Source organism: Streptomyces sp. NPDC058685 (assembly GCF_042714725.1).
GTDB lineage: Bacteria > Actinomycetota > Actinomycetes > Streptomycetales > Streptomycetaceae > Streptomyces.
Genome location: NZ_JBHXSL010000077.1, coordinates 12,954 through 26,328, shown reverse-complemented (window position 1 = coordinate 26,328; position 13,375 = coordinate 12,954). Strand labels below are relative to the sequence as shown.

Below are 13,375 nucleotides of genomic sequence, written 5' to 3'. Positions count from 1 at the left end.
GGTCCCACTCCGCGTTCGTTAAATCTCCACGGCCCATCTCTCCAGCCTGGCCCCAACAGCCCTGCTAGGTCAGGAGATCCGAGAAACAGCGCCTAGTGATTCGTGGAGTAGTGGTAATTCTTCGACCGCTCGGCCACGGTGTGGTCGCGGGTGGGGACCAGGGTTCCGTCCACGATGAGGACGGTGCCCTTGCGGAACCGCTTGCGCGGCTTGAGCGCGAGCAGAGGGCCGAGGTGGCTGACGATGCGCTTGGCCGCGGACTTCGAGACGCCGAACAACGGGGCGAGCTGCCGCAGCGTCAAGTTGGTGCGCCAGTAGGCCGTGACGAGCAGCACCCGGTCCTCCAGCGGTAGGCTCCACGGCCGCCTCTGCGGACCGCGCCAGCTCCCTCGTGCCGCAGCTGTGCCACCAACGAGGTGAAACAGCGGGGGCTCAACCCGGTGAACGGGGCTATCCAGGACGCCTGCGATGCCGTAATCACACCAGCCACGACGGGAGCCTCACACGGTTCACGCCGTGGCCGGCCCGTTGATCACTTGCTGGACAGGCGGAGATCCCCGGACCAGGTCTCACACCGGACACGGCCGGAGTCGAAGGTGATCTCCAATGCGATCGGCCTGCTGTCCGGGACACTCTCTTCGCTGACTGCCAGCACCGTCTCGCCGAGGTGCTCCGCGAATGGGATCTTGCAGCTGATCGGCGCCACCTCGACGCGGCCTGACTCCGCCATGACGTATCCCGCGAAGGGGTCCGACGTCTTCACGATCAGACACCAGTCCGAACCGGTCGTGATGCGCGTGGCGACCGCTTCGCTGTCGATCAGCCACACGTCCAGCGGGCCGAACGGAGCCTCTGAGTCGTACACGTGCCGCGAGGCGACTACTTGCACAAGACGGCCCCGGCCAAGTAGTCGGGACGCACACCGGCCCCGTGCAACGGGCACTCGCTCTCCCTCTTCGACTCCACCCGTCGACCGTACCGTCCGGCAAACCCCCAGCTCACGCCCTTATACGGGACACCCCTTAGCCAGGTCAGGGCTTCTATGGCCGAGCGGCAGCAGCATCGACGCCAGACTCCCGCAGCTTGCGGGCCAGGAACTCCATCTCAGGCATCGTTCCTGAGTGGGCTCCTGCCAACACCTCCCCCAGCAAGGTCTTGACTTCCGCCAGACCCATGCCAAGTTCTGCCCGCAGAACCCGCATGATCGCGGCGTTCGTCGCTGATGGATCCACCTGGAGGCGAGCTGGTCTCCGCTCGGAGAGCAGCCGACCTCGTAGTTCGGAAGGCAGATCACCGCCGCAGTCGGCTATCGCAAACCCGCAGGCTGAACTCTGGGACTCCGTGTCCCGATGCAAGGAGCGGTGGGCCAGGGCTTGGACGCCCCAGCACTCCAACTCCGCACCGCAGTCCTGACACCCAGCTGAGTACCTGATGGACTCGAAGATCGCCTGATCCATACCCACCCCTTCAGGGAATTGAGGTTAGACGACAGGCTGAGCTCATGCGATACGAGGGGAAGGCGGAGCTCACCGCCGCGAGAGTCCTGGTCCCGGTGGCCGTCCTTGTCGCCTCACCAGTGCTGCTCATAGCCGGAAGACCGGTCCGCCGCCGATACCTCCGCTACGTCTACCGGGAGGAGGCCCCAGCGATCGTGGACAAGGAGCAGGGCCGAATCAGTGTCCACTGGTTCGTGGTCATGAGCCCGCTTCTTGCATGGCTCTGCTGGCCCACAGAGGCACTCGCCCGGCTCATCTCGCGCCGAGGTTAAACGGCAAGCTTAGGAGTCGAGCCATTCATCGCTGTCGGCTCACTTCGCCTTGACCACCCCTGCCTCATAGGGGACAACGGACAAGCCCGGACCCTGTCCATAACTTGGGCTCGAAGGCCATGCCGCCGGGCATCGCTCCGGGTGCGGGTAGCCGGGCGAGGGCCTGCGCCGCCATCGGCACCACCGGGGGATTGACTCTCACATTCCTGGCATACCCCCACACGTCGATCCGGTAGTGGAGTCACACCTGCCTGGCTGGGGCGTCAGGCGCTTGATGCGGGGTCGTGGTCGAGATGGGCGTACACGCGACATTGCACACCCGGCTGAGCAGGCAGGCGCCGGATGCGGCCGGACGCGTCGGTCGCCCACAACGCGTTCAGCTGGTCCAAGGCCCGTCGTGCGGTCGCCTCGTCCGCGGCGGTGATGTCCAGCACGAGCAGACCGGGCTCACTCACATGTACAGCGTCAATGTTCGTCCATGGGCTGTTCAACGAGGTGACCGCGAAGGCGTGCCTTGCCAGTGCATTGAGCCAGGAAACACAGGTCTTTGTGCGGTCAGGGCGTCGGGGGGTACCACGACGGAGGCAAGCTCAGGCCGGTCTGCAGAGGCTGCCCCGCGGGAGGCATCAGACCAGACGGCGCAGCCCCCATCGCGTCGCTGAAGTCGACCGTGCCTCCGGTGAGCTCAGCACCGTTGAAGTCGACCGTGTCGCTGGAGAAGTCCGCGTCGCTGAAAAATACTGTGCCACCGGAAAACTCAGCGCGGAAGGAGACCCTGCCGTCCGAGAACTCCGCGCCGCTGAGGTCGACCGTGCCGCCGGTGAACTCCGAGTTGTCGAAGTCGACCGTGCTGCCAGTAAACCTCGCGCCGCTGAGGTCGACCCTGCCGCCGGAGAACACCGCGACGCGGAACGAGACCCTGCCGCTGGAGAAGTTCGCGTCGCAGAAGACGACCGTGCCGTCCGAGAACTCCGCGAGGCTGAAGTCGACCGTGCCGTCGGAGACCCCGGAGAACTCCGATCTGCCGAAGTCGACGATGCCGCCGGAGAAGACCGCGCGGCGGAAGTCGATCATGCCACGGCAGAACACCATGCCACGGAAGCAGACCTCGCTGCCGGAGAAGACCGCGTGGCGGAAGGCGACCGTGTCGCTGGAGAACTCCGCGTTGGTGAAGTCGACCGTGCCGCCGGAGAACACCGCGTTGGTGAAGTCGACCGTGCCGCCGGAGAATTTTGCGCCGCTGAAGTCGACGGTCCCGCCGGAGAACACCGCGCCGGAGAAGTCGCCACCATCGAACACGACGCTTGTGAAGCCGAGGTCGTGGCCTTGCCAGGAGTGGGGGTGTTGGGGGGCGTGGCGGAGGTGGTCGCGGATGAGGCGGATGACCGTGTGCCGGACTTCGCGGAGGGCCAGGTAGGCGTGCCGGGCATCTGTGTCGCTTGCTGGTAGGTCGGTTTCGGCGGTGTAGGGGAGGCGGAGGTAGGCGCACAGGACGTCGACGCAGGTCTGTCGGAGGTCGCGGGTGGGTGCGTCGTCGGCGAGGCCGGCCAACGCGTGGACGCCGCCGAGGCGTACGGCGGCGGAGTCGTCGCCGAGTTGGGAGACGGCGGTGGTGAAGCGTTCGGTGTGCAGGCGGGTGGCGTCGCGCAGGGCACCGTCCTCGTCGACTCGCTGGCGGCGGTAGGCGACGACCAGGGCCACCAGGGCGCCGGCCCCGGCGACTACGCCGAAGGACAGCTTCACCAGGTCGAACAGGGTGCTGGAGGTGAGCTGTTTCTCGGGCTTGAGGCGCTCAGCGCCGAGGAGGTCCCAGCCGGCGAAGAACACCGCCCCGGCCACGGCTATCGCGGTGGCGAAGGTCAGGGTCAGGACGGTACCGACAGGCCAGAGGAGTAAGCCGCGCCGTTCGGTCTGGCGCTGGGGCGGGTTTGAGGTCACACACCAAGGACCATCGAGCCGCCTGACTGGTTGCAGCCGGGGCGCGTACGAGCTCTACCCGCACAGTCTCAAGGAGCTTTTCGCCACGGTCAGGACGATGCCGCGGACTTGGCGAGGGGCGGGTAGTCGAGGCCGATGTGCTTCAGCGCCATCTGCGCGGCGATCTTCTCGCCGGCCGGTAGCTCGGCCCATCAGTCGTGGGCGAGGATTGCGGTGCACGTACGGCAACATCGCAGTGCAATAGTTCTGCGACCTGATCAACACACCCAAACCCGCCACGCTTCGGAGACCTCATGCGAAAGCCCGCCCTGTCCGCTGCCGCTTTCGTCCTCGCTCTCGCGGCCATGACGGCATGCGGGTCGGGGAGCTATCAGAAGAACGATCAGCCGAGGAACACCCGCACTGCAACCGCTGGCGTCCCCACCAAGCCGGCTACGAAGGAGTTCACCGCCAGCGACGCCTTCAAGGTCCTTTCCGGCAAGGTCGCGTCCGCCAAACTCTCGGGCGTTGTCACCGAGGACGACGACCCGAACCATCTCCTCGGCCGCCCCAACCAGTACACCAGCAAGGTCACGTTCACGGACTCCCGCATCAAGGTCGACGACGTCGCCGGCGCGGAGCCCGGCAGCGTCGAGCTCGGCGGAGCGATCGAGGTCTTCACGACCGCAGCCGACTCCCAGGCCCGCGCCGACTACATCCAGAACGTCACCAAGGGCATGCCCATGCTCGCCGAGTACGACTTTGTCAGCGGCACCGTACTCATCCGCGTCAGCCACTACCTCACCCCGACCCAGGCCGCTGACTACAAGGCCGCTGCCGCTGCCCTCGGGTAGGCGCCACCATGCCGGACCTGCCAATTGCTCCCGTCTGGGCGGACACTGCAGGGAAGCCGAGCGGCTCGTCGACACGACGAAGGCCGGACCCGGCGGGCAGCCGGTCGTGAGACCTCCTCCCCTGACTTCTCCGCTAGCCTGCTGCGGTCGTCTGCTGGGGCTGGAACGAAGCCGGGGCGCGACCACCTTCACGCCGTGCTCGACCTGGCTGACACCGTCCACCAGTGCGGCGAACGGTGATCCTCCTCGATCAGGCCGAAGGGCTGATCGGCATCGTCAGCTCTGAGCGCATGGTTCATCGGTTCGAAACCTTGTCGCCGGCCCTCGCCGGGCGTGTGATAGCCGGAGCAGACACCGCGGGCAGCTCCGCCTCGTAGGTCCCAAGAGAGGTGGCCACGTGACCGCCGCGGTGAAGGTTGTTTCGGGGATGGCATGGTCTGACGATCGGCAGACCGTGCCGGCACACGACATCACCACGGCGTGTCATGCGTACCGAAGCCTGCCGCCCGCCACCGTCACCACAGTCCATGGCCGCACCCTCCTACGTCTGCCATCCTCATTTCCGCTCGCCCGGATGCTGGTCAGCGACAGGGCGGCGGGGCCGCGTCGCCGCGATGGCCGTGTGGCATCAGCCGGAACCGGGAGCACACCGAGCGCCCGAGAGCCGCGCGGGCATAATCCGGTGACGTTAGGTGCGTGTCTTCGGGATGATGAAGATCCCTGCGGTCACCACGGGTGGAGGAATCGATGCCACAGATGCAGCCGGCGGAGGCCCTGGCGACGTGTGAGCAGGCGTTGCGGAGCCTGATCGCCACGGTGTTGGCCAAGAAGCTGGGCAAGGACTGGTTCTCCCAGGTGTTCTCTGAGAAGCGGGCGGTCAAGATCCGGGACGTACGGGACGAAGAAGCGGGACGCCGCACACGTCGTGGCGTCGCTTCGGTTCCCAGCAGTGAACTGGCGTATGCCCAGTTCTTCGACATCCTCGACCTGCTGAAGAAGTACTGGGCAGACTTCAAGCCTGCGTTGGGCAATCAGAACGAGACGTTGGGGCTGCTCAACCGCTTCGAAGCACTGCGCAACTCGGTGGCCCACAGCCGGGACCTGCTTCCTTTCGAAGAGGAACTACTGAGCGGCATCGCCGGCGAGATCCGAAACAGGGTGACCATCTACATGAGCAGCCAGGACCCGACCGGGGACTACTTCGCGCGGATCGACAGTGTCACCGACAGCCTCGGGAACTGCATCGACAGCTTCCTGCCGGACCCCATGGAGCACGGGGTTTCGCTCCGGACCGGAGCAGTGCTGCACCCTGGCGAGACGATCACCTTCCGGTGCCGCGGCACCGACCCTCAGGGCCGTGACCTGACGTGGTGGGTCCTTCCGACCCGCGAAGAGGACAATCCCAGCTATACGGGCCGGGATCTCGACATCGTCTGGCGCGTCAGCAGTGACGACATCTCCGCCCGCAGGGATGTCCACATCTACATGAAGAGCAGCGGGCCCTACCACCGGGTCGACACCGAGGCGGCCGGCTTCGACTACTGCGCTACGTTCATCTACACCGTCGTTCCCCGCAAGAACTCCACACGCGCGACGTCCTGAGCCACCGAACCGGAAGATGGGAACGAACGATGACCGACGTGCACAGCTCCGTGCTCGCAGCACTGGACGCCGCGTCGTCGGCCTCCTACCCGTCGCACTCGATCGTGGCCGAGGGGTTGACGGCCGCGGCCGACCGAGAGAACTGGTCCGAGGCGGAGACTGGGCACCTGGAGGCGCTGCGGGCCGCGATGCTCTTCTTCACCCGGCCCGACGGCACGTTCCGCGGTGAGTACCAAGGATCCGAAGAGGCACCGTGGCCACGCGAGGTGCGCCAGATCCCGCAGGACGCACGAGAGATGTGGGCGGCATACGCGCAGGCGGCCCACCACCCGGCCGTACGAGCACGACTGCACCACCTGTTGTGGGGGGCACGCAACGGCGAGCGCCCCATCGATCACCTTCGTGCGGCGGTTGACGCATATCGCCAGGCGGCACCTGTCCTCCTGGACGGAACGGGCTCGCTCGCCTCGATCGGCCGGATGCAGGCCGCCGACGCACTCGTCGGGGCCTACGAGCTGGCCGCCTCGACCAGGCAGCCGGTGCTCGCGGACGTCATCACCGAGATGCTCGCCCTCACCGACACCGCGCTGGGTTGGGACGATCCGGCCCCGGGCGTCGTCGCGGCCTTGACCGAGCCACTGCTCGCCCACCGGGAACACCACGACAGGGTGCGTCCGCTGCTGGAGCGAGCCGCGGACGTCTACCGTTCCGATCTCCATATGCACGTACTGTTCTTGACCCATCTGCAGCAGACGGCGGCCGACGACGAACGCGCCGCGATCGACCAGCACGTCATCGACTCCTACACCGGCCACGCCGAGCGGCTCTGCGGCGTGGCCAAGTTGATGTGCCTCGAGGAGGCCGCTGCATACGCTCAGAAGACGGGGCTCGTCCGGGCGCTGGAGCAGGTCCGCCGCCAGCAGCAGCGCCTCACCCGCGACGACCTTGACCTGACGCGGATCGGCATCCCGATACAGATCCCCGCCGGCTACTTCGCCCCCTCGATCAAGGCCATCGACGCCGCGAGCGACCTCGGCGATGCCTTCCGTGCGCTCACGGCAGTCGCACCCGTGCTGCCCGAGGCCGCGGACACGCCCCTCCCCGACGACATACTCCAAGGCCCACTGCGTCTCCCGACGGTAAAAATCAACATGAACGGTCCCGTCGTCACCACGCCTCTCGCCAACGCCACCTCAAGACCGGTCGGGACCGACACCCGCACCCTCGTACTGGACCTGCACGGCCTCCAGCTGCAAGCCCAGCTCGACCGGATCCGGGAACGTTTCACCCCGACCTCCGACGATCTCCTTGCCCTCTTCGTTCGTCCCCCGGTCGCGCCGCTCGCGCCAATGCGCGGTCTCGCCCGCGCTTTCCAGGCCTACTTCGAGCACGACGACGAAGTCGCCATCGAACTCGCCCTCATCCGCATCGAGGGCCTCCTGCGCCGGCACCTGAAGGCCATGGACATCCCCGTTATCCAGCATGCTCAAGGGGATCGCCCCGGCCAGGTCAGCCAACTCGGCGCGCTCATCGCGGACATGGAAGCCGCCGGCTTCGAAGCACCGTGGCCGGCCGTCTTTCGGTTCCTGCTCGCCGACCCGAAAGAAGGTCTGAATCTTCGCAACGAGATCCTCCACGACCTGGCGGACCGCCACCCGCCCCGGCACCGGATCGCTCTGGTCCTCCAAGCCGCCCTCGTGGTGCTTCGGTCGATCACCGCAGATGAACCACCTGCGGAATATGTCGTCTCAGCGGCGTTGCGGGCTGGAGGTCTTTGACACAGCCAGCGCCTCCGAGTCACGTCGCGCAGCACCAGTCGGCTGGTTGATCTCTAAGAGCCATCGGCAGCACGGGCTTTCGTCAACTATGGCTGCTCGGCGGCAGCAAGAGCCACTGATGACGGCTTTCTGCTGTACTTGGGGCAGTCCCGGTCAGATGGCGGTCCAGTCGCGGAGCTGGCGGGCGATACGGGGAACACCGAGAGTGCCGGCGGCGGCGTCGCGGACGAGGGCGAGCGCTGCTTTGGGCGGATAGTCGAGGAGGTAGCTGTTCAGAGCGAGGTAGGCCTCGGTCGAATGCCAGGCAAAGGCCTCGTTCGAGTGCTCCAGGCAGGGCAGCCTCGCCAGCGTCTGCAGCAGGGCAGCGGCCTTGAGATTCAGAGAGCCGTAGATGTCGCGCTCCAACGCGCGGGCATTGACCCGCGCCACCGCGGCGTAGAGCGAGCCGAGGTCGTCGACCTGCGGATCACCATCGAGGAGCTCGGCGGCATGCAGCAGGAAGGTGACGTCGAGCGGATGCGGTTCGGGCTGGGTCACGCGGCCCGGCCCTCGCCCTGCTGCTCCAGCTCGGCGAGCGCCTGCCGCTCGGCGGCCCGCTGCTCCGCGGACACGTCCAGGGCGCTGGGCTCGGCGGCGAACACCGCGCCGCTGCGCGCCATCGACTCCTTGAAGCCCTCCAGGAACCGCCGCTCGACGGCGGTCGCGCGGGCATAGGCCGCGGACAGGATGTACTCCTGCATGCTCACCCCCTCCGCCCTGGCCGCAGCCGCGATCGCGGCCCGCTTGTCAGGATCAGGGAAGCGCAGATTCATAGCAGTCTTCTCCGTCATGACACCAACGGTACCAGCGGTACCACACGAGAGGCAGAGCACGACAGAAGCGAAAACCCCGCCCCCTGAGAGCCCGGGCCCGGCGCCGCGCGCACCTGAAGATCACAGGGCCAGCCGCGCCCCGGCGTCTGTGATCCGAAGGCAGCCAAGAGTGCATACCCGGCCGTCGGCAGGCGGCCCGGCATTGTCAGTCGAACTCGCCACCACTCACCGCGGCCGCCCGACGACGGACATCCCCCCGCGCTGCGCCGGGCCGCCGACCCTGCTCGGCTTCACCTCAGCAGATCTGCAGGAGCAGGCCACGGCGATCAGCAGCGGAAAGCCCTACGAACTGCGGGTGGCCCTCACCTGACCGTGCCACGCGCATGCCGACGACTCCCATGGCGTCGCGCGAGATCCTCAAGCCAGCATGCGCCGCCAGCCAGGCCCCCGTGCGAGGCGGCAGGCGCACGCGCTGCGGGTGAACACTATTGCCGAGGGTGACGGCATAGTGACGTTGTGTCATGCGAGACTCGGAGCTGGTCGGCAGGGTGCCGACCAATAGGGAGACAGACATGACCGACCCACAGGAACCGACCGAGATCCCCGGCCTGACCGTGATCCCGGCAGACGACCTCAAGCCCGAGGACTGGACCAGGCCGACACGGAGTCGGGGGCGACGGGCTCCGCGTCGTCGCGGGAGATCCTCGACCGGCTCGCGCCTGGCATCGACGACGCGACGCACCCGCGTGACCTGTCCGAGGGCCAGAAGCTGGCGCTGGTCCTCGCCATCCAACTGGCTGCGGCGCCGGAGGTGATGCTGCTCGACGAGCCCACCCGCGGGCTCGACTACCGGGCGAAGTCCCAGCTCATCCGGGTCGTCGACGAACTGGCCGCCGAGGGCCGGTCGATCGTGGTCTCCACGCACGACGTCGAGTTCGTCGCCCGCGCCGCCGACCGGGTCGTCGTCATGGCCGAGGGGGATGTCGTCGCCGACGGACCGGCCACCGATGTCATCGTGGCCTCCCCGGTGTTCGCGCCCCAGGTCGCCAAGATCCTGGCGCCCCTTCCGTACCTCACGGTGGGACAGGTCCGCGCTTCCCTCACCGCGTCGGAAGGCCCGGGGCGATGACGGACCGCACAGCCACAGGCACAGCAACTGCCAAGGCCGGAGGCACTGCCGCAGCGACAGCCATCCGCATCGGGCCCCGCGCCGCGATCGTCATCGCCATTGCCGCGCTCCTCGGGCTGGTGGCCTTCTTCTGGCCCTTCGTCGTCGCGCCGGGCACGTTCGCCTCGAACTACGCGCCCCTCGCCATCTTCGGCGTCCTGCTCGTCCTCGTCCTGTGCGTCGTCATCTCCGAGATCGCCGAGGGGGGCATCAACTCCAAGGCCCTCGCCATGCTCGGTGTCCTGTCCGCGGTCAACGCGGCTCGGCGCCCCCTCGGTGCGGGCACCGCCGGCATCGAGACCGTCTTCTTCATCCTGGTGCTCGCCGGCCGGGTCTTCGGCCCCGGCTTCGGCTTCACCTTTGGCTGCACCTCGCTCTTCGCCTCCGCCCTGATCACCGGCGGCGTCGGTCCCTGGATGCCGTACCAGATGTTCGGCTGCGCCTTCGTCGGCATGCTCGCCGGCTTCCTGCCCCGCGCCACCGGACGCCGCGAAGTGCTCCTCCTCGCGGGGTACGGCTCGGTATCGGGCTACCTCTTCGGCTTTCTGCTCAATCTGTCCTTCTGGCCGTTCTCCCTCGACCCCAACAGCTCCATCGCCTACCTCCCCGGCCTCCCGTTCACCGAGCAGTGGCAGCGCTACATCGCCTTCGACCTGGCGACCTCCCTCGGCTGGGACACGGGCCGGGCCGTCACCAACTTCGTGTGCATCCTCCTCGCCGGCCCGGCCGTCCTCACCGTCTTCCGGCGCGCGGCCCGCAGAGCCCGCTTCCAAGCTCCGGTCCGTTTCCCGGAGGGCAAGGCCCCGCGCTGAGTCAGGCGAACGTAACCGCTCCGCACCGGCAGCCACACTCCTCACGCCCGACGACCTCGCAGCCCGCCCCGGAGACCCGTACCGCCCGCCGATACTCTGGCGGTCGGTCACTTCGGCGAGAGCCCGGCGGGTCGGGTCGATGAACACCTGCCGCCCGCTTCCCGGAGCAATTCCGTCTGGACCCGAAGAGGGGGACGGCGTGCGGCCGGCAGGGTGTCCAGCAGAATTTCGAAGAGCGCCCGGAGGCGACGGCAGACCTGGTAGGCCTGATGCCCTCCTGTTGTCAACGAGCTGTCAGGCCCACCCCGCAGTACCGCTTCTCCTGTTCGCCGCAGACCGCGGATTCCGCTGACACCATCCACTGCCCCAGTTGCGGGCACATGCCGAACCTGGCCGTGCGGCCGCTGCTGCTGAGTCTTCGGCTGCGATCCTGACCGAGAGGCAGACTCCGACTCCCCGCATGCCTTCGACCTGCTGCTGGCCGGGAACGACGCTTTGTCGCCGGTACCCCGGAGCATCCCCATCAGGACGCCCGCGCGCCGGGCCGAGATCCCACCGTCCCAGCAGCCCTTCGCCGTGCTATTCGGGTGCTCAGACTCCCGGCTGTCGGCCGAGATCATTTTCGACCGGGGGCCTGGGTGACCTGTTCGTGGTGCGCACTGCGGGCCACGTGATGGGTTCGGAGGTTTTCGGCGGCATCGACTGCGGAGTGGACGTTCTGGGCTGCCCGCTGCGCGCTGCTCCTTGCTCTGGGCCACGACTCGTGGGGCGCGGTCGGCGCAGCGTGCGCCGCCCTGGTGAGCTGGCGAGCGAATTTGACGATGCGCCAAACTCACGCCCGTCTTCGGCATCTCGAAGTCCGCGGCCGACCGGATCATCGACCACCTCGGTTTCGCGCTTGCCCTGCGGCCTCGCCGGCGGTTCAGGGAGGACGCCGTGTTCATCGTGGATGGCACCCTGGTGCCCACGCGTGACCAGGTCATCACTGAGAAGCCAGCGTTCGCGGCTACTCGCTCCGATTCGCCGGTCATCGATCCGTCCCCGTCAGCGATAAGCTTTCCGAGCCCAGCGGCAGAAGGGCGTCGCGATCCGTGCCGAGCACCAGCTCGCCGGCGCCCAGTGGATCGTGCCAGTCCTGAGCGGCGGCCTTCTCACCAGCAACGCCCTGCACGACGAGCAGCAGCGCCCCGCCCGGCAACTCCACGGCATGTGGCAGCGCCGCTTCCTCGCCCCGCACCTGCCTGTGCCGAACTGAATCTCTCCCGCTGAACGCTGAGGAAGACCGCTTGTACGGGCCGCAAACGGCGCCCGGTGCCCCATGCGCGATGCAGTGCCATGCCGGGGCAGCAGAACGGGAGGCGCCGGGCCCGACGATCCGGCACTTAGCCATACCTGTGGAAGGCCAGAGGTGCGCAGGTGGGTGGTGCCTGGTGCGAAAGCTGTGACTGGGTGCCAGGTCTTCTCGTTGACGACGCCCTGGACAGATGTGATGGCCTTCCAGGGCTTGTTCCAGCCACTCCGAAGTGCGAGCGCTTAGGAGTTGACACGGTCCAGTCTGAGGTCGGACTGGTGCAGCGCTGGTGACCGTGGTCGTGTGTCGCGCGACTGCGCAGGTACTGGCCCGATCGCGGCACGAATGGCTCCGTGTCCGTCCCATGGCTTCTCGATTGTCAACCTCAGCCGCCGAGCTACCGATTCCAAAGCCACGGCGAGCACCGCCAGCGAGATCAGTGTCCGAACGAATGGACTGTGTGCGCATCGGTGTGTGAAGAAATATGGCGAACGGCTGTTACCGCCATCGGCGCGGCTGGTCGGGTGATGTGCCGGGTGGTGCGACCAGTGGTGCGCCGGAGCGTGCAAGGCTTTCCATTCAGTGTTCTACGGGGTGGTTGTAGCGGTCAGTGAATGTCAGGGCCACGCTCGCGCACGTCTATGTCGTGTACAGGCGACAGTTACTGATATGTCCCCAAACGGTAACCGGTGCCGGTCGGGCGCCCGTGGGTGGTGGTGGGGCTTCAGAGTTGCGTTCTCGGCCCGTGACGGGTCGGGGACCGCAACTGGCGCCACCGCCTGTATCGGCTGGTGGGGCCCTGATCTTGAGGGGACATCATGTCTGCTTCGTCGACTGCCCGCCGCGTCGCTGCGACCGTTCTGACCGCCGGCGCCCTGGTATCGGCCGTTGCCCTGCCGGCCTCCGCCCACGACGGCGACCGTCATCGTCAGCCGCGGGTCGAGATCAGCCGGGTTCAGGCTGACAGCCCGGGGCGTGACAACGGTTCCAACCGGTCGCTGAACGCCGAGTGGGTCGAGATCACCAACAACACCCGGCGTGCGGTGAATCTGGACGGCTGGACGCTGCGTGACCGTGACGGCAACCGGTACCGCTTCGACGATGTCCGGCTGAGCGGTCGCGCCACCGTCCGTGTTCACACCGGCGTCGGCCGCGACACCCGCAGCGATCTCTTCCAGGACCGCAGCCACTACGTCTGGGACAACCGCTCCGACACCGCCACTCTCCGCGACGACCGCGGCCGGACCGTCGACACCGAGTCGTGGGGCCGCCACCACCACCGCCGCTGACGCGGCAGCCCGCATCTGACGGCGGGCCACTCCAGAGGCGGGGTGCCAAAGGCCCGCCGCCACCCCGGTGTGTCCGTACCGGTC

The 13,375-nt window shown here is 67.5% G+C and carries 13 protein-coding genes and 4 pseudogenes; 10 read left to right on the top strand and 7 right to left on the bottom strand.

The features are described from left to right. Window positions 1-95: 95 nt before the first annotated feature. Window positions 96-490, bottom strand: a pseudogene (locus tag ACFWU3_RS34215) (transposase family protein); the annotation flags it as partial. 42 nt (window positions 491-532) lie between these two features. Continuing rightward, complete coding sequence (locus ACFWU3_RS34210; protein WP_384445175.1) at window positions 533-865, bottom strand: hypothetical protein; 333 nt, start codon at window positions 863-865, stop codon at window positions 533-535. A gap of 636 nt (window positions 866-1,501) precedes the next feature. Here ACFWU3_RS34210 and ACFWU3_RS34205 point away from each other — a divergent pair. After that, a complete protein-coding gene (locus ACFWU3_RS34205; RefSeq protein WP_384445173.1) occupies window positions 1,502-1,768 on the top strand; it encodes a hypothetical protein in 267 nt (88 codons plus the stop codon). A 263-nt stretch (window positions 1,769-2,031) separates the two neighbouring features. On the opposite strand, the gene ACFWU3_RS34200 is transcribed toward ACFWU3_RS34205, so the two are convergent. Together ACFWU3_RS34200 and ACFWU3_RS34195 are read right to left on the bottom strand one after the other, a co-directional pair. After that, a complete protein-coding gene (locus ACFWU3_RS34200) occupies window positions 2,032-2,259 on the bottom strand; it encodes a DUF6207 family protein (RefSeq protein ID WP_384445172.1) in 228 nt (75 codons plus the stop codon). Between the two features lie 64 nt (window positions 2,260-2,323). Continuing rightward, entirely contained in the window at window positions 2,324-3,706 is a 1,383-nt protein-coding gene (locus tag ACFWU3_RS34195) for a pentapeptide repeat-containing protein (protein ID WP_384445170.1), read from the bottom strand. A 293-nt stretch (window positions 3,707-3,999) separates the two neighbouring features. Here ACFWU3_RS34195 and ACFWU3_RS34190 point away from each other — a divergent pair, with 293 nt between their 5' ends. The 3 genes from ACFWU3_RS34190 to ACFWU3_RS34180 all read left to right on the top strand — a co-directional run bounded on the left by ACFWU3_RS34190 (window position 4,000) and on the right by ACFWU3_RS34180 (window position 7,919). Further along, window positions 4,000-4,539 (top strand): hypothetical protein, encoded by a 540-nt coding sequence (locus ACFWU3_RS34190; RefSeq protein ID WP_384445169.1) that lies wholly within the window; start codon window positions 4,000-4,002, stop codon window positions 4,537-4,539. Window positions 4,540-5,286: 747 nt separating this feature from the next. Beyond that, window positions 5,287-6,141, top strand: coding sequence for a Swt1 family HEPN domain-containing protein (locus ACFWU3_RS34185; protein WP_384445167.1), 855 nt, complete (start codon window positions 5,287-5,289; stop codon window positions 6,139-6,141). Between the two features lie 29 nt (window positions 6,142-6,170). Next, a complete protein-coding gene (locus ACFWU3_RS34180; protein ID WP_384445165.1) occupies window positions 6,171-7,919 on the top strand; it encodes a hypothetical protein in 1,749 nt (582 codons plus the stop codon). Window positions 7,920-8,072: 153 nt separating this feature from the next. On the opposite strand, the gene ACFWU3_RS34175 is transcribed toward ACFWU3_RS34180, so the two are convergent. Continuing rightward, the gene (locus ACFWU3_RS34175) at window positions 8,073-8,456 is read right to left on the bottom strand and encodes a fic family toxin-antitoxin system, toxin component (RefSeq protein ID WP_384445163.1); all 384 of its coding nucleotides are present in this window, start codon (window positions 8,454-8,456) and stop codon (window positions 8,073-8,075) included. Then, window positions 8,453-8,749 carry a DUF1778 domain-containing protein gene (locus tag ACFWU3_RS34170; protein ID WP_384445161.1) on the bottom strand — a complete coding sequence of 99 codons (297 nt, stop codon included), beginning with the start codon at window positions 8,747-8,749 and terminating at the stop codon, window positions 8,453-8,455. The genes ACFWU3_RS34175 and ACFWU3_RS34170 overlap by 4 nt, the downstream gene beginning before the upstream one ends. Before the next feature lie 184 nt (window positions 8,750-8,933). Here ACFWU3_RS34170 and ACFWU3_RS34165 point away from each other — a divergent pair, with 184 nt between their 5' ends. The 5 genes and pseudogenes from ACFWU3_RS34165 to ACFWU3_RS34145 form a co-directional block, all read left to right on the top strand. Next, entirely contained in the window at window positions 8,934-9,101 is a 168-nt protein-coding gene (locus tag ACFWU3_RS34165) for a hypothetical protein (protein ID WP_384445160.1), read from the top strand. A gap of 276 nt (window positions 9,102-9,377) precedes the next feature. After that, window positions 9,378-9,860: pseudogene (locus ACFWU3_RS34160) on the top strand (AAA family ATPase); the annotation flags it as partial. Next, the gene (locus tag ACFWU3_RS34155) at window positions 9,857-10,711 is read left to right on the top strand and encodes an ECF transporter S component (RefSeq protein WP_384445158.1); all 855 of its coding nucleotides are present in this window, start codon (window positions 9,857-9,859) and stop codon (window positions 10,709-10,711) included. The pseudogene ACFWU3_RS34160 and the gene ACFWU3_RS34155, both read left to right, overlap by 4 nt. Window positions 10,712-11,141: 430 nt before the next feature. Continuing rightward, window positions 11,142-11,508: pseudogene (locus ACFWU3_RS34150) on the top strand (carbonic anhydrase); the annotation flags it as partial. Window positions 11,509-11,514: 6 nt separating this feature from the next. Next, a pseudogene (locus tag ACFWU3_RS34145) lies at window positions 11,515-11,696 on the top strand (IS5/IS1182 family transposase); the annotation flags it as partial. A gap of 42 nt (window positions 11,697-11,738) precedes the next feature. Here ACFWU3_RS34145 and ACFWU3_RS34140 read toward each other — a convergent pair. Next, window positions 11,739-11,948 (bottom strand): hypothetical protein, encoded by a 210-nt coding sequence (locus ACFWU3_RS34140; protein ID WP_384445185.1) that lies wholly within the window; start codon window positions 11,946-11,948, stop codon window positions 11,739-11,741. A gap of 872 nt (window positions 11,949-12,820) precedes the next feature. Here ACFWU3_RS34140 and ACFWU3_RS34135 point away from each other — a divergent pair. Beyond that, on the top strand, window positions 12,821-13,291 hold the full coding sequence (locus ACFWU3_RS34135) for a lamin tail domain-containing protein (RefSeq protein ID WP_384445156.1): 471 nt from the start codon (window positions 12,821-12,823) through the stop codon (window positions 13,289-13,291). Window positions 13,292-13,375: the final 84 nt, after the last annotated feature.